General features: G+C 47.1%; 24 protein-coding genes. 12 read left to right on the top strand and 12 right to left on the bottom strand.

Annotation, left to right across the window (positions count from 1 at the left end; translation table 11 throughout):
• Positions 1-123 precede the first annotated feature (123 nt).
• From BZG84_RS14600 to BZG84_RS14585, 4 genes are all read left to right on the top strand, one after another.
• A complete protein-coding gene (locus BZG84_RS14600) occupies positions 124-1,371 on the top strand; it encodes an HAAAP family serine/threonine permease (RefSeq protein WP_077479597.1) in 1,248 nt (415 codons plus the stop codon).
• Positions 1,372-1,684: 313 nt separating this feature from the next.
• Positions 1,685-2,422 (top strand): nucleoside recognition domain-containing protein, encoded by a 738-nt coding sequence (locus BZG84_RS14595; RefSeq protein ID WP_077479598.1) that lies wholly within the window; start codon positions 1,685-1,687, stop codon positions 2,420-2,422.
• Positions 2,419-2,886: a YjiG family protein gene (locus BZG84_RS14590; protein WP_077454942.1), complete on the top strand. Its 468-nt coding sequence runs from the start codon at positions 2,419-2,421 to the stop codon at positions 2,884-2,886. Before BZG84_RS14595 ends, BZG84_RS14590 begins: the two co-directional genes overlap by 4 nt.
• A gap of 8 nt (positions 2,887-2,894) precedes the next feature.
• Entirely contained in the window at positions 2,895-4,031 is a 1,137-nt protein-coding gene (locus tag BZG84_RS14585; RefSeq protein ID WP_077479599.1) for a M20 family metallopeptidase, read from the top strand.
• A gap of 110 nt (positions 4,032-4,141) precedes the next feature.
• Here the strand turns inward: BZG84_RS14585 and BZG84_RS14580 are convergent, their stop codons facing one another.
• The 3 genes from BZG84_RS14580 to BZG84_RS14570 all read right to left on the bottom strand — a co-directional run bounded on the left by BZG84_RS14580 (position 4,142) and on the right by BZG84_RS14570 (position 7,762).
• On the bottom strand, positions 4,142-5,482 hold the full coding sequence (locus BZG84_RS14580; RefSeq protein ID WP_158074934.1) for a transporter substrate-binding domain-containing diguanylate cyclase: 1,341 nt from the start codon (positions 5,480-5,482) through the stop codon (positions 4,142-4,144).
• A 276-nt stretch (positions 5,483-5,758) separates the two neighbouring features.
• Positions 5,759-6,373 carry a bifunctional 4-hydroxy-2-oxoglutarate aldolase/2-dehydro-3-deoxy-phosphogluconate aldolase gene (locus BZG84_RS14575; protein ID WP_077479601.1) on the bottom strand — a complete coding sequence of 205 codons (615 nt, stop codon included), beginning with the start codon at positions 6,371-6,373 and terminating at the stop codon, positions 5,759-5,761.
• 9 nt (positions 6,374-6,382) lie between these two features.
• Positions 6,383-7,762: a GntP family permease gene (locus tag BZG84_RS14570; RefSeq protein ID WP_077479602.1), complete on the bottom strand. Its 1,380-nt coding sequence runs from the start codon at positions 7,760-7,762 to the stop codon at positions 6,383-6,385.
• A 152-nt stretch (positions 7,763-7,914) separates the two neighbouring features.
• Here BZG84_RS14570 and BZG84_RS14565 point away from each other — a divergent pair, with 152 nt between their 5' ends.
• Positions 7,915-8,436, top strand: a complete 522-nt coding sequence (locus BZG84_RS14565; RefSeq protein WP_077479603.1) for a gluconokinase — start codon at positions 7,915-7,917, stop codon at positions 8,434-8,436.
• Positions 8,433-10,226: a phosphogluconate dehydratase gene (gene edd / locus BZG84_RS14560; protein ID WP_077479604.1), complete on the top strand. Its 1,794-nt coding sequence runs from the start codon at positions 8,433-8,435 to the stop codon at positions 10,224-10,226. The genes BZG84_RS14565 and edd overlap by 4 nt, the downstream gene beginning before the upstream one ends.
• A gap of 21 nt (positions 10,227-10,247) precedes the next feature.
• Here the strand turns inward: edd and BZG84_RS14555 are convergent, their stop codons facing one another.
• Both BZG84_RS14555 and BZG84_RS16250 read right to left on the bottom strand, forming a co-directional pair.
• Complete coding sequence (locus BZG84_RS14555) at positions 10,248-11,255, bottom strand: substrate-binding domain-containing protein (RefSeq protein WP_198536742.1); 1,008 nt, start codon at positions 11,253-11,255, stop codon at positions 10,248-10,250.
• Positions 11,256-11,385: 130 nt separating this feature from the next.
• Positions 11,386-11,571 (bottom strand): hypothetical protein, encoded by a 186-nt coding sequence (locus BZG84_RS16250; protein WP_241825813.1) that lies wholly within the window; start codon positions 11,569-11,571, stop codon positions 11,386-11,388.
• A 92-nt stretch (positions 11,572-11,663) separates the two neighbouring features.
• Here BZG84_RS16250 and BZG84_RS14550 point away from each other — a divergent pair, with 92 nt between their 5' ends.
• Positions 11,664-12,659 carry a GGDEF domain-containing protein gene (locus BZG84_RS14550; protein ID WP_241825811.1) on the top strand — a complete coding sequence of 332 codons (996 nt, stop codon included), beginning with the start codon at positions 11,664-11,666 and terminating at the stop codon, positions 12,657-12,659.
• A 5-nt stretch (positions 12,660-12,664) separates the two neighbouring features.
• Here BZG84_RS14550 and arfB read toward each other — a convergent pair whose 3' ends face one another.
• Entirely contained in the window at positions 12,665-13,078 is a 414-nt protein-coding gene (arfB, locus tag BZG84_RS14545; RefSeq protein ID WP_077479607.1) for an alternative ribosome rescue aminoacyl-tRNA hydrolase ArfB, read from the bottom strand.
• A 94-nt stretch (positions 13,079-13,172) separates the two neighbouring features.
• The gene (locus BZG84_RS14540; RefSeq protein ID WP_077479608.1) at positions 13,173-13,868 is read right to left on the bottom strand and encodes a pirin family protein; all 696 of its coding nucleotides are present in this window, start codon (positions 13,866-13,868) and stop codon (positions 13,173-13,175) included.
• A 268-nt stretch (positions 13,869-14,136) separates the two neighbouring features.
• Here BZG84_RS14540 and BZG84_RS14535 point away from each other — a divergent pair, with 268 nt between their 5' ends.
• Entirely contained in the window at positions 14,137-14,364 is a 228-nt protein-coding gene (locus tag BZG84_RS14535; protein ID WP_077479623.1) for a hypothetical protein, read from the top strand.
• 29 nt (positions 14,365-14,393) lie between these two features.
• Positions 14,394-16,205: an ABC transporter transmembrane domain-containing protein gene (locus tag BZG84_RS14530; RefSeq protein WP_077678391.1), complete on the top strand. Its 1,812-nt coding sequence runs from the start codon at positions 14,394-14,396 to the stop codon at positions 16,203-16,205.
• Here the strand turns inward: BZG84_RS14530 and BZG84_RS16245 are convergent.
• Positions 16,202-16,375, bottom strand: a complete 174-nt coding sequence (locus BZG84_RS16245) for a DUF6435 family protein (protein WP_106406577.1) — start codon at positions 16,373-16,375, stop codon at positions 16,202-16,204. The two genes, BZG84_RS14530 and BZG84_RS16245, sit on opposite strands and share 4 nt — an antisense overlap.
• Positions 16,376-16,667: 292 nt before the next feature.
• Here BZG84_RS16245 and BZG84_RS14525 point away from each other — a divergent pair, with 292 nt between their 5' ends.
• Positions 16,668-17,033: a diacylglycerol kinase gene (locus BZG84_RS14525; protein ID WP_077479610.1), complete on the top strand. Its 366-nt coding sequence runs from the start codon at positions 16,668-16,670 to the stop codon at positions 17,031-17,033.
• On the top strand, positions 17,030-18,682 hold the full coding sequence (locus BZG84_RS14520) for a phosphoethanolamine transferase (protein ID WP_077479611.1): 1,653 nt from the start codon (positions 17,030-17,032) through the stop codon (positions 18,680-18,682). Before BZG84_RS14525 ends, BZG84_RS14520 begins: the two co-directional genes overlap by 4 nt.
• Before the next feature lie 87 nt (positions 18,683-18,769).
• On the opposite strand, the gene BZG84_RS14515 is transcribed toward BZG84_RS14520, so the two are convergent.
• From BZG84_RS14515 to BZG84_RS14500, 4 genes are all read right to left on the bottom strand, one after another.
• A complete protein-coding gene (locus tag BZG84_RS14515) occupies positions 18,770-19,177 on the bottom strand; it encodes a hypothetical protein (RefSeq protein ID WP_077479612.1) in 408 nt (135 codons plus the stop codon).
• A 112-nt stretch (positions 19,178-19,289) separates the two neighbouring features.
• Positions 19,290-20,066, bottom strand: coding sequence for a substrate-binding periplasmic protein (locus BZG84_RS14510; RefSeq protein ID WP_077479613.1), 777 nt, complete (start codon positions 20,064-20,066; stop codon positions 19,290-19,292).
• Between the two features lie 410 nt (positions 20,067-20,476).
• The gene (locus tag BZG84_RS14505; RefSeq protein WP_077479614.1) at positions 20,477-21,595 is read right to left on the bottom strand and encodes a linear amide C-N hydrolase; all 1,119 of its coding nucleotides are present in this window, start codon (positions 21,593-21,595) and stop codon (positions 20,477-20,479) included.
• Between the two features lie 15 nt (positions 21,596-21,610).
• Positions 21,611-23,245, bottom strand: coding sequence for an MFS transporter (locus tag BZG84_RS14500; protein WP_077678390.1), 1,635 nt, complete (start codon positions 23,243-23,245; stop codon positions 21,611-21,613).
• A gap of 75 nt (positions 23,246-23,320) precedes the next feature.
• On the opposite strand from BZG84_RS14500, the gene BZG84_RS14495 reads away from it, so the two are divergent.
• Positions 23,321-24,280 carry a LysR family transcriptional regulator gene (locus BZG84_RS14495; protein WP_077479616.1) on the top strand — a complete coding sequence of 320 codons (960 nt, stop codon included), beginning with the start codon at positions 23,321-23,323 and terminating at the stop codon, positions 24,278-24,280.
• The last annotated feature ends 372 nt before the right edge of the window (positions 24,281-24,652 follow it).

Raw genomic sequence — 24,652 nt, 5'->3', positions numbered from 1 at the left:
CAGTTTATGTGACAAGTTTTTAACAAAACAATTAGTACATATATCTATTACATCTATGTGATATATCCGGTCGAACTCGCTACTATGCAACCGCACAAAATATTATAAATAAGAGAGTTTGACGTGAACCAAACTATAGAAGTCTCCGAAAAGAGTGTATCCACTCGTTGGACCCAACATGACACCCACTGGGCGCTCAGCCTATTTGGCACCGCTGTCGGTGCTGGGATCCTGTTCCTTCCCATTAACCTTGGTATGGGTGGGATCTGGCCGTTAATCATCATGGCGGTGCTTGCTTTCCCCATGACCTTTATGGCACACCGTGGGCTTGCACGTTTTGTGCTCTCCTCTCGCCATAAAGACGCAGATTTTACCGATGTGGTCGCCGAGCATTTTGGTGCCAATGCGGGCCGGATGATCTCGGTGTTGTATTTCCTTTCTATCTTCCCCATTTTATTGATATACGGCGTCGGATTAACCAATACGGTAGACAGCTTTTTAGTCAATCAACTGGGATGGGTATCTCCTAATCGTATCTTATTATCCGGTGTGTTAGTGGCGGGCATGATTGCGATCATGCTAGGTGGAGAGCGCCTCATGCTGCGCGCTTTCGCCGCTATGGTGTACCCCTTGGTGGCTATTTTGGCATTTTTGTCGTTCTATCTTGTGCCATCGTGGCAAACGCCTAACTTGACCCTACCGCCGATGAGTGAACTAGGCATGAACCTGTGGCTTGCGGTGCCTGTGGTGATCTTCTCGTTTAGTCATGCTGCGGCGATTTCAAGTTTTGCTAACATTCAGCGTCGCCACTATGGCAATGATGCACAAGGCAAGTCAGAGCAAATTCTTAAGCGCGCGGGCGTGATGTTAGTTGCTTTTGTGCTCTTATTTGTCTTCTCGTGCGTGCTGACACTCACGCCAGCACAAATGGCGGAAGCGAAAGCGCAAAATGTGTCTGTGCTTTCTTACCTTGCTAACGTCACCCATAATCCCTTTATCGGTACGCTGGGCCCGCTTGTCGCATTCATTGCGATCACATCGTCGTTTTTAGGGCATTTCCTTGGCGCGCGTGAAAGCTTGAATGGTTTGGTAACCAAACATAGCAAGTTGACCTACAAGCAAGCGGATAAGCTGGGTGTTGTGGTGATGTTCTTTGCCATCTGGTGGTGTGCGGTGATTAACCCCAGCATACTTGACATGATGGGGGCATTATCAGGCCCTGTGATTGCGATGATCCTCTTTATTATGCCCACTGTCGCGGCTTATAAAGTCAAAGCATTGGCGCAGTATCGCGGTAAAGTCGGCACTTACTTTATCTTTGTGACCGGTATGCTGGCGATTTCTGCGTTGCTCTATAACCTGATGGGTTAAGTCAGTACGCTGTCGCCCGACGAAAAGCGCCTTCGGGCGCTTTTTTATTAGCTTTACTTATGTATTTCTAGTGAATTTCTTATCCGAAGCGATTTACGCGCATCCTTTAGTAGTGACAGATAAACCTAATTAAATCAGCCGTTAGTGTCACATTCATCATGATTTAGCTTGGCTTAATTTGTTAGGTTTTGAATCAGCCCATATTATGTAAATCCCATCTATCTTCTTGCACAATAGGTTGATAATTATCAACTTTCATTTCTGTGTCTGCCTCGATGATAAGCCCAATGTTGATTGAGCATGAGGGCGGTTTATGACACATCCAACCGAAACAGACAGACAAGTGACATGGGGATGTTACTTGGCATTGGTCTTTGCGATTGTTTTTTTCTCGGGGTTGTTGCAATCCAATCAATGGTACGGCGTGTTTGATTTTACCACCTTGAACGGATCCTTCGGGCAGGTGGCTTATCAAGCGACAGCGGCGGCCGATGGGTCGGTGGAGGTAGCAACGACGTCACTTCGCGGTAAAGGCGGGAGTGGTGCACGAGACGGTTTTATTTTTGCGCTGACCCTTATTCCCACGGTGATGTTCGCACTCGGTATGATCAGTGTGCTTGAACACTATGGGGCACTTGATGCGGCGCGCAGACTCTTAACTCCGCTATTGAAACCAGTATTGGGCATTCCCGGCAACTCAGGATTGGCATTAATTGCCTCTATGCAGAGCACAGATGCGGGGGCGGCGATGACACGTCAACTCAAAGATGAGGGGTACTTGACCAAACGGGAAACGGATGTGTTCACCATGTTTCAGTTCACGGCTGGGGCAACCATCGTCAATTTTTTCTCATCGGGTGCCGTGTTGTTTACTCTGACGCTGTCAGATGGCTCGTTGGCCGTGACCTCGTCGATTGGCCTCGCGATTGGTGTGATCTTCTTGTTTAAGTTCATCGGCGCCAATGTATTTCGTGTCTACCTCAATATCACCGAGGGTAAAGGGCCACAGCGAGATAAGTCTCAATCCTATCAAGAGGAGCACGCGTCATGACTCATTCTTCCAGCAGTAAACCCATGATCACCGACATCTTTGTCGAAGGGGCAAAAAAAGGTTGGCACATTGCGACGACGTCGACGGTTCCTAATGTGGTCATGGCGTTTGTGATTATCAAGGCGCTGCAAATTACCGGGTTATTAGGCTTGATGGGCGAGGTGTTTTCGCCTGTGATGGCAGTGTTTGGCTTACCCGGCGAAGCGGCTGCCGTGCTAATGGGGGCATGGATGTCAATGGGAGGCGCGGTTGGTGTGGTGATCACCTTGTTTGACCAAGGCATTCTCACCGGCACCCACATTGCGATTTTGGTCCCCGCTATCTATTTAATGGGCTCACAAGTGCAATACATCGGCCGAGTGATGGGCCCGATTGGTACCGAAGGCCGTTATATCCCCATCATGGTTGGCATTTCGATTCTCAATGCTTTTGGTGCGATGTGGGTAATGAATCTTTTACTTTAGGAGGCATGATGATGTTTTCTTTGCAACGCTACTTGGATGAGTTAGCGCCTCTGGTGAACGTCGACTGTGGCACGTTCCAGCGCGACGGCATTGAGGTGATTGCAGCCTTGATGGCAGAAAAGTATGAACAAATGACAGGCTGGCACATTAAGCGTGTCGATTGTGGTGAGGCAGGGGTTGGATTAGAGATCCGAAACCAGCCCACCGACCCGCATATTGATGTAATGATGATTGGCCATATGGATACTGTGTTTCCAAAAGGCACAGCAGCTGAGCGCCCGATGCATGTGGAAGAGGGCTTTGCCTACGGCCCGGGTGTATCCGATATGAAATCGGGCTTGTTGAATATCGTGTATGCATTGCGCGCATTGCCGCACGCTGAACGTGAGGCACTCAGCATTTGCATTTGTATGAATCCCGATGAGGAAGTGGGCTCGATACATTCTAGTGACTGGCTGGCGTCCGTTGCACGCGATGCACGTTATGTGCTGGTGGCAGAGGCAGCGCGGGCTGACGGTGGTTTAGTGAAAGCGCGTAAAGGCATGGCACGGTATAAAATAGCCATATCAGGCCGTGCGGCGCACGCGGGGAATGAACCAGAGAAAGGACGTAGCGCGATCACAGAGTTGGCTCACTGGCTAGTGACGCTCGATAGTATGAAAGATGTTGAGGCCGGCACCAGTATTAATGCTGGCGTGATTGAAGGCGGAACGGGAGCGAATATTGTGGCCGCGCATGCATCGGCATTGGTTGATATTCGGTTCTGGGATAACACCGCCTATGATGCGCTCGATCAAGCCATCCAAGCCCGCGCCTCTCATCCTTACACGCCTGATATCACCATTGAATTGGTTCGCGAAGCTTATAAACCGGCCATGGTTCCGACGCCTGAAACAGAGCACTTGATGGATCTTGTCGAAGCGGCTGCATTTGATGAAGGTGTTCCAATTCATTGGAAAGCGGTAGGTGGCGGATCTGATGCGAATAATACCGCTGCCATTGGGATCCCCAGTTTGGATGGTTTTGGGCCAGTTGGAGCGAATTTCCACAGTGACGACGAATACCTTCAACTGGATTCGGTGGAGCCCAGAATACGTTTGCTCACACGTGTATTGTCTCGGCTTGCTGAGCAGAAAAATCGCTAGTGACCCCGTCGGCGGCGACAAACAGGTGGCCGCCTTTTGTTCATTGCATGTGGCGTTTGCCACCGTAAGCAGCCAACCGCTTTGACTGCTAATCAGAGCCAGTACCGTGGTTAAATGACATTGAGTACGGCGCAGTGCTTGCCTTGCTTTTTGGCTTGATACATAGCTTTGTCTGCTTCGACGATTTCGCTATCGCTGAGCCCATCAGGATAATAGGCCACACCTAGGCTGATCGTCACAGGCATGGGATGATTAAAGCGCGCGAGGCTTTGTCGCGCAATTTCATCGCACAATAACCGCGCTTGCGAGAGTGCACGTTCAGCACTGGAAAAGGGATGAAGGACCCCAAATTCCTCACCGCCAATACGTGCAAGTACCGCATCATTGGGTAGCAGGCTCTTGGCCGTCTCCGCGACAAAGCAGATCACTTCGTCACCATGCGCGTGACCAAATCCGTCGTTAAATGCTTTGAAATCATCAATGTCAAAGACCATCAGTGCCATGTTTTTCGGCTCCCCTTGTTTTTCTTTTAAACACTGATAAAAAAAACGCCGGTTATGTAGCTGTGTCAATGAGTCAGTGATGGCTTGTTCTTGGAGTTGGGTATTGGCGGTTTGCAACGCGCGCGTCTTTTGACGAACATTTCGCTTAAGCAGCAAAATATAACTGACCACGATCAAGACGCCAAGGGTAATCAGTGTGGGAAACAGGTAAGCGGGATAAACAGTCTCGACATCATAGTAGACCCAACGGTTTAGGAGCTGGCGTTTGGTATCATCATCTAGCCAGTTAAACTTATTGCTCACTTGATTGAGCAAAGCTGTGTTGCCTTTTGCAAATCCTGCATACAGGGTTTCGGTATAAAGATGGCGAACCGGAATAAAGAGATTCTGATTGGTGGTGGTGTAAAGATGATAATTCGCGACTTGTAAGTCGGCAACGAAAGCGTGTAGTTCACCGGATAATGCCGCATCAAGCATCGCTTGGTTGTTGGGGAAAAGGCGTAGTGAAACCAAAGGAAACGTGGTTTCCATAAACTCTTGCTCGTACCCTCCTTTGACCACGCCTATCACATTGTCGGTCTCACCAGCCAGCACATAGTCAGCGGATATACCCATCATGGATTGACTGAAAAAAACTTGCGTGTCGATGGCAAAAAGCGGCGTACCGAAGTCCATAAACGTGAGACGTTCTGGTGACTGTAATAAGCCAGCGTGTACATCGGCCTGTCCAGAGCGAACCAAGTCAATGGAGGTTTGCCAATCGGTCAGTAAAAACTCGATATCATAGCCATTGCGGGTACCGAACTCTTGCCAAAAATCAATTAGAATACCTTTGGGTTCTTGGTTGCGGTCAAGATATGAAAAGGGTCGCCAGGAGTGAGAGTTCGCAACTTTTAGAGTCGGTTTAACGGTGGATTGGTCGTCCGCACGCGTAGCGTGAACAGACACACTGACTGAGAGAGTTATACAGCATATGAGTGTGAAAACTACCCGCTGGGCCCACCGCAAACAAGCACCCGGTTTCCACATAAATCCTACCCCTATCCCTTGCCAATCCGATTCACCACCACGTAGGGTGAACACACTCTAAACAGTATATGAATAAATTAGGCGCTTAGTGGAGAGGATCCGTGTTTATTGGTCGGTACTATTCACAGAAGGAAAAGAGACGGGATGAAATTGAAGCGCGATGGCCCACGCAAACGCGGCGGGCCATCGTTTTAGTTAAGCCGCTACGGCTTGGACGAGACGCGCAATCTCGTCCCACTTTTTGGCATCAATGAGCGTGGCGGGCACCATCCAAGTGCCACCGCATGCCAGCACTTTGGGTAAGGCGAGATAATCGCTCACGTTCTCTTCACTCACGCCACCGGTCGGCATAAAACTGACGGGATACACCGCAGAGAGCGCTTTTAACATCGCAATACCGCCTGACGCTTCCGCGGGGAAAAACTTCACGGTATCCAGCCCCAGCGACATGGCTTGCTCGACTAAACTGGGATTGTTGATCCCCGGGATAATGGCAATATCACGTTGTTGGCAGTGTTTTACTGTGATGGGGTTGAGCCCGGGGCTAACAATAAAATCCGCTCCTGCATCTATTGCGGCGTCGACTTGCGCTGGTGTGAGTACGGTTCCGGCACCAATCAGCATCTCGGGATACGCATCGCGCATTTGACGGATAGCGTTTGCGGCTGCATCAGTACGAAAAGTAATTTCGGCGCAGGGTAGGCCATTATCGACCAAGGTTTTGGCGAGCGGTACGGCATCTTCCGCATGATTAATCGCAATTACCGGCACGATGCGTATCGCCTTAAGGCGTTGATTCAGTTCAGTCATGAAGATCCCTTACAGTAAAACGCTTAACAGCGCTACGATAACAAACGCGATGGTTCCGAGCAGGGTTTCCATCACAGTCCAAGTTTTAAGTGTGGTTTTTTCATCCATTTCGAGCAGTCGCGATACCAACCAAAAGCCAGAGTCGTTGAAATGCGATAAAACGGTAGCCCCACCTGCAATTGCGATGACAATAAAACACAAATCCAATTGGGATAAGCCCACAGTATGCGACACGGTGGGCGCGATAAGTGCGGCCGTGGTGGTGAGTGCGACGGTGGCGGAGCCTTGTGCAACGCGCAAGCAGGTGGCAATCACGAATGCAGCCAGAATGATTGGCATACCTGTGTCTGATAGCATGGTGGCAAGTGCCTGACCGATACCGCTCGCGCGCAAGACACCCCCAAACATGCCGCCGGCGCCGGTCACCAAAATGACGGCACAAATTGGCGCTAACGAATCAGAGCACAGCTTTTCCATTTTACTTTTACCCAGCTTTTGGCCGAACACCAGTAAACAGGTCAATAGAGTGATGAGCAGTGCAACGGGTGTTTTACCCAGCATACGCAAAAAGCCGACCCAAGCACTCTCCCCGTTGACCATACCCGCCACGCTCAGCGCGTTCAGGCCTGTATCAAGGAAAATGAGTAGCACTGGGAGCAATAAAATCATTAATACAGTTGAAAAGGCGGGGTAATCCTTTTTGCTTTTAAACATGACTTCGGTGTTTAAAAACGCTTTTGCGAGTGGGATATTGAATTTCTTACCCGCATACAAGCCAAATAAATAACCCCCTAAATACCAAGTGGGGAGCGAAACCAGCAGCCCGACGATGAGAAGCAGGCCCATGTCGGCGCCGAGTAAATCTGAGGCAGCAACTGGACCGGGATGTGGCGGAACGAAGGTATGCATAACCGCAAACGCCCCCGCGACGGGAAGAGCATACTTTATGGGGGAGCCACCTAAGCGTTTCGCGACACTAAACATGATGGGCATCATCACAATTAGCCCAGCGTCAAAAAAGATAGGGAAACCGAACAGTAACGAGGCGATCCCGAGTGCAAAGGGAGCACGCGCTTCGCCAAACCGAGCGATCAGTGTATCGGCGAGCACATTCGCACCACCGGTGACTTCGAGGATCTTCCCGATCATCGCGCCAAGCCCGACCAGCAAAGCGACCGATGCTAAGGTGCCGCCAAAGCCGCTCATCATGGTTGGTACCACCTTATCGACAGGGATCCCTGTGGCCAATGCGGTACCTAAACTGACTAGTGTGAGTGATGCAAATGCATGCACCTTCAGCTTCATTATTAGGAGTAATAACAGTGCGATAGCGCCCAATGCTATCAAGAGTAGGGTAGTGGGTTCAGGGCTTTGTGCGAGTAGTTCCATGGCTCACCTCTTCCGACCAGGATGTTTGTGTCAAACTTCACAAATCTCATAGTTACCGGTAACATGTTACCGGTAACCACACTAAGATAAAGAAAATTATTGAATGCGTTATCAAAAATGAGATCTGGTTAAAATCTCGCTAAGGAGTCGGTATGGCAATTGGCAGTGTGATTGTGATGGGCGTCAGTGGCTCGGGAAAAAGCACCCTAGGCGTGAAATTGGCAGCGCGCTTGAAGGCCAAATTCATCGATGGTGATGATCTGCATCCACGGGCAAATATCGAGAAAATGGCAAGTGGGCAGCCGCTTAACGATGATGACCGCACGCCATGGCTATGCCGGATCCGTGACGCTGCTTTCAGTCTCGAACACAAACAAGAATATGGCGTGATTGTATGCTCTGCCTTGAAACGTCGTTATCGCGATCTCATTCGTGAGGGCAACCAGAACGTCACCTTTTTGTTTCTCGACGGCGATTATGCACTGATCCTCGCAAGACTCAGAGCACGCAAAGGGCATTTTATGAAAACCCATATGCTGGATAGCCAGTTTGCGACGTTGGAGGCGCCGGGTGACGATGAGCCTGATGTTGTCCGCGTTGCCATTGATGCAGACATTGATACTGTGGTGACACGTGCCGTGCATGCCTTAGCAGCCAAGGAGGCTCGGAAATGACACACCCGACTTTAATGGCTGTGACAAAGGCGTTACGCCAGCGCAGCCAATCGACGCGCTCCGCGTTTTTGCGTCAGACTCAACAGCAAGCTGATACAGGGAAGGCGCGAACCACTCTGTCTTGCGGCAACATGGCTCACGCCGTGGCGGCATCGTGTCAACAAGATAAACAACACATGCTGGATATGACCACCGCCAATGTGGCGATTATCAGCGCCTACAACGATATGCTTAGCGCGCACGCGCCCTATGCTGGCTACCCTGAACAAATCAAAGCGGCGCTTCAACCGTTGGGCCATACGGCGCAAGTCGCAGGCTGTGTGCCCGCGATGTGTGATGGTGTCACACAGGGCCAGCCGGGAATGGAAATGTCCTTGTTTTCACGTGATGTGATTGCTCAGGCAACCGCGATATCGCTGAGTCATAACGTATATGATGCAACATTGCTGCTTGGCGTCTGCGATAAAATTGCCCCCGGGCAATTGATGGGGGCGCTCGCTTATGCCCATTTGCCGACCTTATTTGTACCCTCCGGCCCAATGGCCTCGGGGACAAGTAACGAAGAAAAAGTGGCGGTGCGCCAAGCCTATGCGGCAGGCAATCTTGGCAAAGAGGCTTTATTGGCCATGGAATGCCAAGCTTATCATAGTTCGGGAACCTGCACCTTCTATGGCACGGCCAACACCAATCAACTGGTGCTTGAAGCCATGGGATTGATCCTTCCCGGTGCGGCGTTTGTTGCCCCCAACTCAGCATTACGCCAAGCGCTGACCCGCTATGCGGCAACAGCGTTAGCTTCCCAATGTGCGGGAAGTACGAATTACCGACCACTCGCCGATGTGGTGACCGAAAAAAGCGTGGTAAACGGTGTGGTCGCGTTGTTGGCCTCGGGCGGCAGCACCAACCATACGATTCATTTGGTGGCGATGGCGCGTGCCGCTGGCATCATCCTAACCTGGGAAGATATGGATGCACTTTCTCATGTTGTGCCCTTACTGGCTCGGGTCTACCCCAATGGACCCGCTGACATTAATGCCTTTGAGGCGGCAGGGGGCGTGCCTACGCTGATGGCGCATCTGCATACCCTTGGCTTACTACATGCCGATACCTTACCTGCCGTCGGCCAGTTTAGCGACCAATTGACCACGCCTCGATTAGTTCAGGGGCAGCTTGTTTGGGAAGCCGCCCCTCCATCAACCGACACTGCGGTCATCGCTCAGCCCGGCTCACACTTCAGTCCAACCAGTGGTTTGCGCATGCTGTCTGGCAATATGGGTAATGCAGTGATCAAAGTCTCTGCCGTAGATCCTGCGCACCGTGTGGTTTGTGCGCCCGCGCGGGTGTTTGATTGTCAGCACCAAGTCGAGCAGGCTTATCAGCGTGGTGAGCTCAACCAAGATGTGATTGTGGTGGTACGTTTTAATGGCCCCGCCGCGAATGGCATGCCAGAGCTGCATAAGCTTATGCCTATTCTTGGCAATGTGCAAAAAATGGGTTATCAGGTCGCATTGGTGACAGATGGTCGGTTGTCGGGCGCATCGGGCAAGGTCCCTGCCGCTTTACACGTCTGTCCTGAAGCCATGCATGGCGGTGCATTGGCGAGTGTGCAAGACGGCGATATGATCACATTGGACGCGAAGGCTGGCGAGTTGACTTGCCATGCTGATTTATCTCAGCGTCCCGTAGCAGAGCCGCCTCAAGCGACCCATACGTGGGGACGTGATTGGTTTGCTGCGGCGCGTCAGCAGGTATCACGCGCCGACGAAGGGGCGAGCTATTTATTTTCGTGATCGCCCAGTTAACGGTGATGGTTATAGGCTGCCGCCGCTTGTGATGGTGTGTGGAACAGCTTGTATTTTTTCGGCGATAGTTTCGCCGCTTAACGCTTGAATCAACAGTGTCGCAGCGCGCTCACCAATCAAATCACGCGGCGTCGCGACGCTCGTCAGTGTAGGACTGACTACAGTGCCAATATCGAGCGCATTGTAACCAACAATACTGAGGGTTTGCGGAACAGCAATGCCTTTGGCACAACACGCGAGTAACGCACCGACGGCGAGGTCATCATTAGTACAAAACAGCCCGTCACAGTTGGGATACTGAGCCAAGGTTTGGTTGAGTAGCGTTTCGCCTAAGCTAAATGAAGAATGCTCTTCGGTGGCAACACAGCGAGGGGTGAGTCCTGCTTGTATCATCGCGCGTTCGTACCCTTGTTGCCGCAGCTGAGTACGGGTATCTAACCGAGCCGCCAAGTACACGATCTGCGTTTTCCCTTTATTGATCATGGCTTGAACCGCATCATAAGCGGCTTGCCCATGATCAAGCCCAACGGCCATATCAATTGGCTTTTCTGGAAGCTCCATTGTCTCTACCACAGGAACAGCGGCTGTCTTTAGCATTTGTAACGTGCGTGGGGTGTGGTTAGTTTCAGTGAGGATCAAACCATCCACTTGATAAGACAGCAAAGAGGCAATTTTCTCTTCCTCTGCCTGTTCGCTATAACCGGCGTGCGTAATCAAAATGTCGTAGCCATGCGCTTTGGTGACGCGTTCAATTCCCTGTACCAAATGAGCAAAGACTTGGTTAGACAGCGAGGGGAGCACAATACCAATGGCTTTACTTGATGATTTAGACAGCATCGCAGGGACGCGATTTTGAATGTACCCCAATTCTTCAATCACCGTCGCAATTTTGTCGCGTGTCGTGGGCGCGACTGACTCAGGATTGCGCATATAGCGTGAGACTGTCATTTTGGTCATCCCAACGCGATCGGCAATATCTTGTAAGGTAGCGCGATTTCTTTTGTCTTTCATCTCAATGCACTAGCTGAAAATGTTACTTGTAACATTAGAGCAATCCCATGTCGGATAAGCAAGCAAAAAGGTATGAGGTGTTATCGTTCAGAGAGGGTAAAGCGGTTCGGAGAAAGAATCCCCAGGCCCGTGTATTTCAAGCGCCTTGGAAAACCTGATGCTTACCAATACCGAGCTGGCTAGCAGACTTGGCGTCGAGTCCTCGACTTTTCATACCTTTTGGGAAACGATAGAAATAGGTATTAATGGGCCAAAACCAGTCCATATTGCGCGCAGTGACAGGAAACTGACGATTTAGATTATTAAATATGCGTGTACACATATTCATTGATACCTTTATTATTAACATGTTATATGAACAAGGCTATCATAGGTTATGTCAAAAAATTGGGCCAAAGAGAATGGATAGTGGAAATGAGTGAGCTCAATAGTAGTTTTGAGTTGCGCCTCAAAGTGCTGAAAGGATTGAGCCTTGGGGTGGGTGGTTTAGCGGTTTTGGTGGCGATTGGTAATATCCTTGTTAGTCAAAGCTATATCTATGCGTCATTTGTGATGCTGTACGCGCTTTACTCTTGGCACGTATATCGACAAACCTCTAAAACGACCATTTTTAATGGCCACAAATACATCATGTCGGCCAGCTTGACACTATTGGTGATTGCGGGAACGGTTTTGAAGCCAACGGACACTGGCGTGTTCTTTTGGACGTTGATTTTCCCCATTATTTATTACCTACTGTCAGGATACAAAGCGGGGTTTTTGGCCACTGTTTCTTTATTTCTCATCCAAATAGTTAATATCGCCTTTCAGTTTTATGCCGAGCAGTATTTCGATATGTTGACGATGATGCTTAACTTTTCGTTTTGTTACGTCACTATTGCCGTTGTCTCACATGCCTATGAAATCAATCGCGTATTGGCAGAAAACAAGCTGAGTAAACTGGCTACATGTGACCCGCTAACCGGAGCCAATAACCGCCTTGCTTTGAAGCATCGTTATCAAGCATTACAAGATCAGCAGGCCGAGTTTCATCTTCTGGTACTGGATATTGACCATTTTAAAGCGGTTAATGATGAATATGGCCATGATGGCGGCGATGTCGTGTTGCAATCGGTGGTGAACACTATGGTTGAGGTCGCGGGGAGTGACAATGTATTCCGGCAAGGGGGAGAGGAGTTTTGTCTTCTTTTAGAAGGTGTTTCTCATCATGATGCGCTGACGATGGCAGAGCGAATCCGCGAGAGTATTGCGAAAACCCCCATTGTTTATCAGCAGCGCGCCATTCCAGTCACGGTCAGTATCGGGATGACGCAAAGCGAGGCATCAAAATGTGCCCAAGAAATTAACCGGCAAGCGGATGCGAACTTGTATGCGGCTAAATCGGGAGGTCGGAATAAAGTGGTGGCGTGAAACGGTTAAGGAGCCACCTTTCCTCGTAGTGACTTAGTTTGGCTCTTACGTTTTTTAGCATCCACGCGGCGTCGTTGTGAGGCCTTGGTAGGCTTGGTGGGTTTACGTTTTTTTTGCTCTACCATCGCGCTTTTGATTAACGCCTGTAAGCGCTCTAGCGCGTCTTCTCGGTTTAGCTCTTGAGTGCGATAGTTTTGCGCTTTTATGACTATGACGCCCTCTTTGGAGATGCGCGAATCAGACAGAGCCATTAATCGGGCTTTATACGCATCAGGCAGTGACGAGGCTTGGATGTCAAAGCGCAGATGAATAGCGCTCGATACTTTGTTGACGTTTTGCCCGCCTTTCCCTGCGGCGCGGATGGCCGTGAGCTCAATCTCATTGTCGGGAATTGCCACTTTATTCGATAGAGTGAGCATTCAACCTCTCATATATGAAGAAAGGGCGCAGTGTACACAGAGTAAGGCCTGCCGCGCAAATAGACCGGCAGGCCAGAGCGCCTGAACCCGCGCGTTAGGGGAGATCAAACACCAGTGCTTGGCTGGTTTCGTTGCCCTTATTGCTAAAGGTTACGTGATGGATATCTTCAATCTTTGCGCCATCGCCGGGAGCCAGAGATGTCGTTTCAACGTCGAGCGTGCCCGCGACTTGATGTACATAGGCATGGCGCCCTGCCTCCAAAGGCAAGGTAACCGATTCACTGGGCGGTAGAATCAGCTGTAGCAAACGTGCATCTTGTTTGATGCGTAAGGTGCCATCTTCCCCTGTGGGGGTCGCGATAACGGTAAAGCCAGCCTGCTTGCCAAAGTCTTTTTGCTGATAACCCGGCTCTCCGCCTTGCTCATTGGGCTCAATCCAAATTTGCAGAAAGCGCAAGGCTTGGGTTGACGATGCATTATACTCGCTATGATAAATACCGCGCCCAGCCGACATCAGCTGGAACTCACCAGCGGGTAGGGTTTGTCGGTTGCCTTGGCTGTCTTTGTGCTCTATTTCCCCTTCCAGCACCAGACTGATGATTTCCATATCACGGTGTCCGTGAGTATCAAAGCCTGCGGCAGGCGAGACGATATCATCATTGATCACACGCAGTGCAGAGAAGCCCATATGATGAGGATCGTAATAGCTACCAAATGAAAAAGTATGGCGGCTTTGTAGCCAGCCAAAGTTGGCCTGACCGCGCTCGCTGGCATGACGTACTGTAATCATAATGCTTCTCCTCACTGATTCGATGTTGAACAGCGGTGACACTGAACAATAGGTGCAGTGTAGAAACAAAAACGCCGTGCGAACACGGCGTAAGATTGAGCATCTTGTTCTAAAAAGCTGAATAACCCTAGCTTAATAAAGCACTACAAGGCCTTGTGTGGCCCAAAGCACTCATAGTGGAACTGTTCGTCAGGAACGCCAAGTTCGCGAAGTTGTGTTTGAATAGGCGCGGCTGACGCGCGAGAGTGTGGACAGAATGATTGAATGCGTGCAACGAAACCGCTTTACAGATTACGGACTTCGCACCTTGATTTTTCTGGCGTCGTTGCCAGAGGGTGAGCTTACCAACATTACCGAGGTGATACGCTTGTTTGATGTGTCGTGCAATCATATGGTGAAAGCCAAACAAGCTTTTTTAGAGGAGTTAGATGCATGCACCATCGATGCGCTTATCAACGACAATCGCGAGTTAATGATCCTGCTCACTCGCCCCTAAATGTGCAAGGACAGCACTAAGTAGAGCTTATGGCTAATTCCGCTTTAACGCGCGCCGCCTCGACGCCATCTTCCTCAAGTCGCAACAGTAAAAATCTGACGGTTCTGTGGGAACTCATCGCGTTTATTCGCCCTTATCGCTGGCAAGTGAGCGCGGCATTGCTGGCCTTGGTGTTTACCGCGTCATTGACGCTCTCGGTCGGACACGGCGTTCGCCTTTTGATCGACCAAGGCTTTGCACAGCAATCACTGGTTGAGCTGGGGAACGCGGTCCAGTTTATTTTGCTGATCACGGTATTGATCGCGATCGGCACCTTTTTCCGGTTCTATCTGGTGTCATCGGTGGGTGAACGGGTCAGTGCCGATATTCGCCAAGCGGTGTTTGATCATGTGATTGGCCTACATCCGAGCTATTTTGAAACCCACGGCAGTGGCGAAATCATGTCGCGGATCACCACAGATACCAGCTTGCTGCAAAACATCATCGGCTCCTCCTTCTCCATGGCGATGCGCAGTGCACTGATGTGTGTGGGCGCCATCATCATGCTGTTTGCCACCAATATTAAACTGACCTTGATTGTGCTGGCCTCCGTGCCCTTTATTCTGGTGCCGATTTTGATTTATGGCCGTCGTGTGCGAGCGTTGTCGCGGCAAAGCCAAGATTCGATGGCGGATGTAGGCAGCTACGCCGGTGAAGCCATCACCAATATTAAAACCGTGCAAAGCTTCGCGGTAGAAGATCACGCCAAAGCCGCATTTGGTCAAGAGGTGGAGCGCGCCTATCAGATCGGACGCGAGCGCGTCAAACAACGAGCCATTCTTATTTCCGGCGTGATCGTGATTGTGTTCAGCGCCATTACTGGCATGTTGTGGGTTGGCGGTCGCGATGTGATTCAAGGTACTATGTCAGCAGGGGATCTGGGTGCGTTTGTGTTTTTCGCCATCATGGTTGCCTCTTCGATGGCTACCTTGTCGGAAGTGATGGGGGAGTTGCAGCGCGCGGCAGGCGCGACGGAGCGCTTGGTGGAACTGTTGCACGTGCAAAGCCATATTTGCACTCCCGCCACCTCGCCGAGTGTCGATGCCCAATCATTAAGCAACGATATTCGCTTTGAAGCGGTGCATTTTCATTATCCCACGCGTCCTCATCAAGCAGCGATTGATGCGTTGAACCTTGTGATTCGGCCCGGTGAAGTCGTCGCCTTAGTCGGACCGTCGGGAGCGGGGAAAACTACCGTATTTGAATTACTGCAACGCTTTTATGATCCGCAGTCAGGTGCGATTAGGCTGGGCGGGCAAGATATTCGTCGCTTATCCCCGCAAGCGTTGCGCCAACAAATGGCACTGGTGCCACAACAACCCGCTCTGTTTAGCGATGATGTAATAGGCAATATTCGCTACGGCAGGCCAGGCGCCAGTGAGCACGCCGTCAAAGAGGCGGCGATTCAAGCGCACGCTGATGCCTTTATTCAGCAATTACCGGATGGTTATCACAGCTTTTTAGGTGAGCGAGGCGTGCGGCTTTCGGGCGGCCAACGACAGCGAATTGCGATTGCCCGCGCGATTCTCAAGGATCCACGAATTTTATTGCTCGATGAAGCCACCAGTGCCCTTGATAGCGAAAGTGAGCATGCGGTGCAGCAAGGCTTGGCGGCTTTAATGCGTGACCGCACTACCTTGATTATCGCTCACCGCTTATCGACCATTCAGCATGCTGACCGCATTGTCGTGATGGATCAAGGCAAGCTTGTTGATGTAGGCAGCCATACCTACCTGCTGGCACGCTGCCCTCTGTACCAACGCTTGGTAAAACGGCAGTTTAGCCATGTCTCAAATGGCTAAGCGTTGTTTTCCAATTCTTTGATTTGTTGGTCAATCTTTTCTGCTTCTTCGGTGAGCAGTGAATAACCACGGATGTCGCCGTTTCGCTGCGCCTGAAAGGCTTGTTGTTGCTTAGCTTCGTACTGCTTTTTAAGCTTTTTAACCGGATTCGGCTTTAAAAATGAGAGCATGTCGCGTCCTTATTTGAGGGTTACGGCTATGACTACGATCTAACCTCATCTTTGGATGACAGCGACTTTACACTGGATACTTATTGTATCCACTTACTATTGTTGAGTGAGCCTGGCTAGATTAATAGATATATTGCCCGTTTATTTAGATGAAATGATGTTGTTCATATTGCTCGCCAACTCTCACTATGATCGACAAACGATGACACAGCCATACAAAGTATGGACAGAGTATTTAAACGCCTTCCTATATATTTAAGCGCTTCTCAAATAACCAGACAGTAAAAATAACATGAAACTAGGAAAAACCGGCATTTATCGAATGATAGATGCGGCAGGTTATTCAGTGATGGGGTTAAAGTCGGCGTGGAAGTCTGAAGCGGAATTTCGGCAAGAAAGTGTGATTGCTTTTGTTCTTATGATCACAGCCTACTTTATTCCAGTCACCTCGACCGAGCGCATTCTAATGGTAGCGAGTTTAGGGCTTGTCCTTATTGCTGAGTTAGTAAACTCAGCCATTGAGGCCGCGATCGATCGTATTGGTGATGAGTGGCATGTAGTCAGTAAGAAGGCAAAGGATATTGGTTCATCTGCCGTGTTTGTTTCAATTTTTCTCGCCCTGTTTGTGTGGGTGTCATGTGCGGTAAATATAAAATGAGAAAAAGTTATAATAATAAAAGCGGCATAAGCATCACGATGTTTACTGCATTGGTTGCAATCTATTTTTCTGTTGTGATGAATGTTACCTTTTATAAAGAGTTGAAAAGTATTTTTTCATCAATTGAAGAGGTGAAGGCGGGCTTTGTTATTTCTATCCCTCTGTTCTTATTCTTTGCTTTAAACATTATTTTTTCGTTATTCTCTTGGCCGAGAATAACTAAGCCCTTTTTTGTTATTTTAGTGATCCTCTCAAGCATGGTGTGTTACGCTGAGTACAATTATGGTGTCATGTTTGATAAAGATATGATAACTAATATTGTCGAAACAGATGCCGGAGAGGCAAGCGCATATTTAAGTTTTTATGCACTTGTTTGGGTGCTGGCCATTGGTGTGACTCCCGCTATTTTTATAATGCGCTGCACCATTCAGCCAGCCGGAAAAATGTGGCTGCCTTTATTACGAGATAAGCTAATATCCATCATCGTATCGTTAATTTCTCTTGCGATTATATTTGTTTTTTACTATCAAGACTATGCATCCGTAGGTAGAAATAATAGCTACCTTAGAAAATTGATTATACCGACACAATATGTCTATAGTCTCTCTGGTTATGTGAAAGATCAATACTTTTCGTCGCCGATACCTTACGTAAAGCTGGGCGAAGATGCGAAGCAATCAGACTTAGCAATTCATCAGTCATTGGATAAGCCTAGTGTATTTATCTTCGTTGTTGGTGAAACCGCACGTAGTCAAAACTATCAGGTCAACGGTTATGGTAGAAAAACCAACCCTTATACCGCTGAGCAGGGTATTATTTCATTTCAGGATGTCGATTCATGTGGCACGGCAACGGCAATTTCCGTTCCTTGTATGTTTTCAAATTTATCACATCATACATTTGATCGTGATATCGCTGAACATCAAGATAATGTTCTTGATGTATTAAAACGCGCTGGGGTTGATGTGCTTTGGAAAGATAATGATGGTGGCGATAAAGGTGTGGCTAAAAATGTAAAATATATAGAGATCGATAGGCGCGGAAATAATAAGTTCTGTAATGGTAGTACATGCTACGACATGGCTCTTGTTGAAAGTATTGGTAAAGATATCGACGAGATGAAAGGTAATCGTATGATATTTTTACATCTTATTGGTAGTCATGGTCCAACGTACTTTCAGCGTTACCCTAAAGACATGGCGTATTTCCAGCCTGACTGTGCGCGCTCAGATATCGAAAACTGTGAAAGAGAAACTATCATCAACAGCTACGACAACACCATCCGCTATACGGACTATGTGTTGAGCAAAGTGATTGAAACATTAAAAGAGAAAAGCGATCAGTATAACACCGCGATGATGTATGTCTCTGATCATGGTGAATCATTGGGGGAGAATGGGGTTTACTTGCATGGTCTTCCTTATCGTTTCGCCCCTGATTACCAGAAGAAAGTGCCGTTGATGGTATGGCTCTCTGATGGATTTAAGCAAGCCAAGTCTATCAACGCCTCTTGTTTGCGTGAAAAGGCGATGGAGGCTGGCCATTACTCTCACGATAATATCTTTCATTCGTTACTTGGCGTGATGGACATAGAAACACGTGTCTATCAGCCCGATAATGACATATTTTCTTCATGCCGGATGCCATAGCCGATGGATAAATCACTCCTAAAAATACGGCGAGCCTTGATAAGGCTCGCTTGTATGCATGATTTGGCGTGATGAGAATGGATCTATCTAAAACGCGTAGGTTACGCCCAGCGCGCCGCCAAGTTGCAGTTCTGGACCATCGTGGAAATTGACTTCTGGATGCACCTGACCGTAAGCACTGATTTGTTTGGTGATGGCCCAATCGAGTCCAACCGGTAAACGAACACCATAATCATCATCCCACTCGGCCCATCCACCGGCTCCCACATACCAATCAACCGGGATATCGGGATTATCAAACGTGCCGTGTTGAAAAAGGTAATCAAATGCGGTGCCGTCATTGCCAAGGGTAAAACGGTATTGATCGTCGACTTCTAGGACTGCACTCAGTTGTTGGTCGACGGCAAGACCCGCCGAGATATTGGTTTTTTCTTTCGCCACCGCCTGAGTAGTGAGACCCAGTGTAAGTAGGAGAGTGAGAGCGATAGGTTTCATAGTGTGCCTTAATGCTGCTTGTTCAGATGGCACAGAATGTAGCGATGTCGGGAGAACAATCTGTCAAGCGTTTGTCAGTCGCTTTTAAAACCTTGTGCGGGAATGTCAGCGATTAATCATTAAAAAAGTCATCAATGATGGCTTGATACTCTCCGGTGGCTTTCATGTCTGCTAACGCGTGATCAAATTGGTCGCGTAGAGCTGATAGCCCTTGCACTTTAGAGAAGGCAATGTAACTGGGGGTGTCTTCAATAGGATGGGGGTTGATCTCGACAACATCCTTCATATTAAGCTGATTAATCAGCGCGCGTGCACCAAAATGGTTGCTGAGCCACAGGCGTGCTCGGCCACTTTCCAACATCCGAAGGCACTGTGGCGCGCGAGTTAGGCGGAAAACCTGATCGAAATGATTTTGTGCCAAGGCAGCATCCATTCGGCTGCCGTAACTGACTTGATTGATCACGCAGACGGAGTATGCGCTAAAATTAAACGATTGAATGGTATCTTCAGAGACACTGACATCGTGGCGATGAACTAAGCGGATCCCTTGCTGGAATAAAACCTGCTGAGAGTAATCGAGAAAGGCTTCGCGCTCTGACGTTTTGAATATGGTGAATATACCATCCGCTAAGCCGGTTCGGACTTGATAGAGTGCTCGCGCCCATGGCAGTACTTCAATTTCTACCTCATAACCGAGCTTGGCAAAAGTTTGGCGGACAACTCGTACCGCCACACCATCAAGGGAGCCGTCTGAAGTCTGAATATAGGGCGGGTATTCTAGCGTGACTAAACGCACAGTTGGCGTAGCCGCATGGACCAAGCCGGTCATTCCCAACAGCAGTATCACCAACAGCACGCGTACAACAGGGCGTCGACATAAACTCAGCAAGGCTCGCTCACTCGTTAAACAGGATGTATAGCACTAATTCTAGTCAGCGATACGTAACAAGGTGAAGAATTTGCTAATCATATGGGTGCGCAGGATGTTGAGTATAATAAAATAAGCTCGCCATATCAATGTTCTAGATGCAGATTAAAAACAGCTCTACAGATAGATTTAGGCATTGACTATGGGCCTGACCGGCGTTGTTTCCTAAATCATTGAACTTATCATCCGAGCCGCGATCAGATCATCAAAGCCTCAAACAGGTCTTGAATGATGAGAAAATCCAAGTACAAAATCAGCAACTGGAAGCAATACAATCGGCCATTGTACAATGAATGGTTTTGGTTTAAATTTGAACAGGTTGTAAAATAATTAGGGGAGGGGCTCAACCCCTCCTCTTAATTTTTATTTGGTTACTTCATAATGACTTTCTGTGCTTTTAACGATTGATCTTCTACCATCTTGATCGTTAGAAGTTCGCTTCCATCAAGATTGTAATCGTCAAAGCTGACATACCGTATTGACTGGTTTGCCCAGTCTTTATAGTAAAGTTTGAGATTAGTAAGGTCTTTGACAATCGTGTGATCTGTATGAGCTGAAACCGTATTTTCAAAATCAGTTTCAACGGCATTATCTACTGCTGTGTTGGGAACCTCTCCGCTTGCTTCTTCTTCATTTTTTTTCTGAGGTAAACGCTTTAATGCCATTCCCGGAATAATATCAAAGTTATTGAATATTCGAATAAGGCGAAGAACACCATCTTCTGCAGTCACGACATTTGATTTAGTGCTTGCACTAGCTAAGTAATTTGCTTTTATAAAACGTGAATTAGGCGATGTATCACCGGGTAAACCGAAAGCGCCGCATGTGCCATGAGATAATACAGAGCTACCATCAAGGTTTCGAAGAACAGAGTCTTCTGTATCAAATTGTTGAATGTTTGAATATGCCCCTAGATTTTTTAGATGCCATTCATATTGAGGACTATTAGTCATAATACCATTTGACGCTTTTATTTCTATACGACCCTTTTGATCAGGCTCGAAGACTGCTGCGTCACCTTCTCTATCGATAAATAAGAAGTGTCCAGGATATTCGGTGCCAGTTAGAACTACAAATTTCCCCTGGTGGTATTCCACATATTCTCTAGCCTCGGCAACGTTTTTACATTGAGATAAGATCAAATAAGGTGCAGCGAGTATATCAATCATTTTTTCTGTGGCTGAATCTACAATATCATATGTTGCCATTTTAGGATAATATAGCACTCCCGCAGATAATCCTTCTTCATTCATTCCATCGCATAAAAAACTAAGACAAGACGCTTCTTTACCGAACAAGTCTCCTACATTACAGCCAATAACTGCATATTTTGATTTGTAATTATTAGTACACTTTCCAATGGCAACGTTTGGAACTTCGTAGTTTCTCGGGAAAAAACTGATATTGTTTCTGTAATATTGACCGAACTCGTTTGTTCGTCCAGTTATAATATCGTCATTTAATGTTTTAATTGATATTTGTGTGCACATTTTGATAACCTCTTCTTATGATTTACGCTTTGACAGTGAATAGTCAGGGATGTTTTTTGTTAAAGTGAAAGTGCTAATCAAACATATTATTGAAAGAACTAACCAAGATAATTGAGCAGATGACTTTCTTGCTTCTTTATTAATGTTAACTAATTCAGGGTAGTCTTTCTCTTGCGTGATATTTTCTGATATAAGCGTATAAAAATCTTTATCACTAGAGAAAGGAATATATGATATGCCTTCTATTTGCTCTTTGGTCTTACTGCTGATTATTTCACTATTTTCTGTGTCAGACTTCACTGTGCTTGTTAGTGAAAACATTAAAACACTACCAAGAACTGCAATACCAATAGTTTGCCCTATATTCCGAGAGGTTGCTTGTACACCTCCAGATTGAATAGCGTCTCTTTGGTTGACCGCAGCGGTCACAATCAGTGATGCTTGGGAAGCGATAATGCCACAGCCAAGACCTGTAAATAAGGAAGACCCATAAAAGATGACATTGACTGAATCGGTTTCAGTGCCTAGAGCGCCAGATAATGCAGCAAAAAAACATAAATAAATCCCTATTATACATAGTTTTCTAGAAGATATATTAGCGAATTTAGTGGGGGTGATAAGTGAAGTGAATAACATAGCAATAGAAAATACCGAGAGTAACATTGCGGTATCAGTAGCACTGTACCCAGCAACCAACTGGCAATAGGTAATTCCAATTAAAATATAAGCCCCTAAGACAAAAAAGACTATGCCACACATGTAAAGTCCATCTTTGAGCTGAGGAGATGATATGAATGACTTTGGCACTAAGCAGGAACCGTTTTTTATTTCAAACTTCTCCTCCCATTTGATTAAAATAAATAAAACAGCAATACCGAAGGCCACTAGAGGTAACGTAGGGCTAATACCCAAAATATGTATGTTTGGTAATAACGGTGAGAGCACGCCCCACTCGGGAATTTTTAATAATCCAAAAATAAAAGAGATTAGCCCTGTTGAAGCGAGTATACTTCCTATAAAATCAAAACTTATTTTTTCTTTCTGATTTTCAACCTTGTCAAGAAAGAAACCTAACAAAAATACTATCCCAAACCAAACAGCAAGAAACTCAAACGCAACACGATAATTAAACCTGTCGATTAGAAGCCCAAATATTAGCGGAGCACCAGTGTTAGCAAGCCCTAAAGCAGCCGCTACCGCGCCAAATGCAATAGCTCTATCCTTTTTATCTGTGTATATCCCAGCGATTAGTCCTAATACAGCAGGAATTAGAAAGCTGGCTCCAAAGCCAGACAAGACTCTTGCTATAAAAATAAATACTTGGATGCTATCAGTGTAGGATGCAATGATTTCAGAAGTGCAAAGAAGCAGAGCGCCCACTTGAAACAGGCGCTTCCATCCCCAGATTAAACCTAGCATTCCTCCTGCGACCATGCATGCCCCTGCAATCATGGGATACATAGCATTAGCAAAGGCGATGTCCGAGACTGAAGCACCTAACTCACTGATTAAGGACTCGGTCGCAACAGAGAGGCCAGAGTTGTCACCCATGGTTCCAATTTGTGCTATCAGTAATACAGCCAAGCTAAACCATTTAGCTATTCCCTTTCTATCATTACTAATGTGCTCTGGTCTTGATGTATTTTTCATTAGTTAATAACCCTCGGCAGTCTCATCTCTGTGCCTACTACTTCCCAATTGGGATAAGCCTTACGCACTTTTCCGATGAATGCACCTCTGTTATGTTGGGATTATCCAAACATCGGACTGGCGGTAGAAATGACAATGTTTACGTTTGAGCAAGTAGAAGCTTTCGTTGCGGTAGTGGAATGTGGCTCCTTTAGCGCAGCAGCACGCAGGATAAAGAAAGATAAATCATCTGTTCATCAGCTCGTGAGCTACCTGGAAATAGAGTTAGGCGTCGATCTCTTTAATCGTGATAGAAAGCTTCCGGTACTCAAAGACGAGGCAAAAGAAATTTATAATTACAGTAAATTATTGCTTGAACAACAAAAAGAGATTCAGAGTTTGGCTGATGGTATTTTTCATGGTATAGAAGGATCTCTGACGATTTCCTATGATACTACGATTCCTCGCCAGGTGATTGTTGAGGTCAGACATCAACTTCTTGTAGAGTTTCCATCGTCTAAAATTAATTTATTATGTCAGAATAAAACTAAGGCCATTCATGACTTGAGTGACCAAGTTATTGATATGAGTATACAAATTCTATCTAATCGGGCGAAACCAAAAGATGGGCTCGATGCACTCACGCTAGGTCAGATTGCATGTTCACTATATGTAAATAAGCCTAAGATAGGTGAAAGTTATTCCTATACAAGGTCTTACCTTCAAGTAAAGCCACAGTTTATTTTAGAGAGTTTCTTAGCATCAGAATTAGAGGATTTGACAATTTTAAGTCCTTTTTACTGTAGTTTTACAGAAGTGAATATGATGGTTGAATGTTTAAACAGAACACCCGATGCTTGGACTATCTTACCCGATCACTTAGCGTCACCGTTTGTTGACGACAAGATCATTAAGATAACAGGTAGCGGATTTTCTGCGCAAGAAGTACTTTGGCCTTGTGTATTGTTAACAAGCCAGAAAGGCGCTAAAGGCCCTGTTTTTCAACGCGCATATGAGCTAATTATTGAAAAAATGAGACTGTTTGACTTATCCTAAGCTTTGTAATAATCATCAAATAGGCTTGGAAATTTGAGCCTCGAGATTGTTGAGTTTAGTTTGAATAAACGCGGGTTAAACTGAAAAGTGTACACTTTCATACATTTCACTTTATTGCTTGGGAGTGACTAGTAATAACTACCTCTCAACTGGCGTACATTACTTTTCTGAACATAACCTGAACATAGTCCTAAAAAATATAACGTAATGTTTTTTCTTATCATTTCACCCTGCTTCTTCATTTAGAAACACTAACCCTGCTGCAATCTTTTTTTGTTCAGTTTTCATTCAGGAGGGGTGTTCTATCCTTTAAATGATAAAATTATCATATTAAAACAATTATTATAAAATGATAACCTAACACATAATACG

This window comes from Salinivibrio sp. PR932 (genome assembly GCF_001996125.1).
GTDB lineage: Bacteria > Pseudomonadota > Gammaproteobacteria > Enterobacterales > Vibrionaceae > Salinivibrio > Salinivibrio proteolyticus.
Note: the sequence above shows the minus strand (reverse complement) of the source record. Positions and strands in the feature narration are given on the sequence as shown.

Coding starts and splice junctions, on each gene's coding strand:
- BZG84_RS14595 (WP_077479598.1), top strand. CDS start 1,685: ATGACACATCCAACCGAAACAGACAGACAAGTGACATGGGGATGTTAC.
- BZG84_RS14590 (WP_077454942.1), top strand. CDS start 2,419: ATGACTCATTCTTCCAGCAGTAAACCCATGATCACCGACATCTTTGTC.
- BZG84_RS14585 (WP_077479599.1), top strand. CDS start 2,895: ATGATGTTTTCTTTGCAACGCTACTTGGATGAGTTAGCGCCTCTGGTG.
- BZG84_RS14575 (WP_077479601.1), bottom strand. CDS start 6,373: ATGACTGAACTGAATCAACGCCTTAAGGCGATACGCATCGTGCCGGTA.
- BZG84_RS14570 (WP_077479602.1), bottom strand. CDS start 7,762: ATGGAACTACTCGCACAAAGCCCTGAACCCACTACCCTACTCTTGATA.
- BZG84_RS14565 (WP_077479603.1), top strand. CDS start 7,915: ATGGCAATTGGCAGTGTGATTGTGATGGGCGTCAGTGGCTCGGGAAAA.
- edd (WP_077479604.1), top strand. CDS start 8,433: ATGACACACCCGACTTTAATGGCTGTGACAAAGGCGTTACGCCAGCGC.
- BZG84_RS16250 (WP_241825813.1), bottom strand. CDS start 11,571: ATGTGTACACGCATATTTAATAATCTAAATCGTCAGTTTCCTGTCACT.
- BZG84_RS14550 (WP_241825811.1), top strand. CDS start 11,664: ATGAGTGAGCTCAATAGTAGTTTTGAGTTGCGCCTCAAAGTGCTGAAA.
- arfB (WP_077479607.1), bottom strand. CDS start 13,078: ATGCTCACTCTATCGAATAAAGTGGCAATTCCCGACAATGAGATTGAG.
- BZG84_RS14540 (WP_077479608.1), bottom strand. CDS start 13,868: ATGATTACAGTACGTCATGCCAGCGAGCGCGGTCAGGCCAACTTTGGC.
- BZG84_RS14530 (WP_077678391.1), top strand. CDS start 14,394: ATGGCTAATTCCGCTTTAACGCGCGCCGCCTCGACGCCATCTTCCTCA.
- BZG84_RS16245 (WP_106406577.1), bottom strand. CDS start 16,375: ATGCTCTCATTTTTAAAGCCGAATCCGGTTAAAAAGCTTAAAAAGCAG.
- BZG84_RS14525 (WP_077479610.1), top strand. CDS start 16,668: ATGAAACTAGGAAAAACCGGCATTTATCGAATGATAGATGCGGCAGGT.
- BZG84_RS14520 (WP_077479611.1), top strand. CDS start 17,030: ATGAGAAAAAGTTATAATAATAAAAGCGGCATAAGCATCACGATGTTT.
- BZG84_RS14515 (WP_077479612.1), bottom strand. CDS start 19,177: ATGAAACCTATCGCTCTCACTCTCCTACTTACACTGGGTCTCACTACT.
- BZG84_RS14505 (WP_077479614.1), bottom strand. CDS start 21,595: ATGTGCACACAAATATCAATTAAAACATTAAATGACGATATTATAACT.
- BZG84_RS14500 (WP_077678390.1), bottom strand. CDS start 23,245: ATGAAAAATACATCAAGACCAGAGCACATTAGTAATGATAGAAAGGGA.
- BZG84_RS14495 (WP_077479616.1), top strand. CDS start 23,321: ATGAATGCACCTCTGTTATGTTGGGATTATCCAAACATCGGACTGGCG.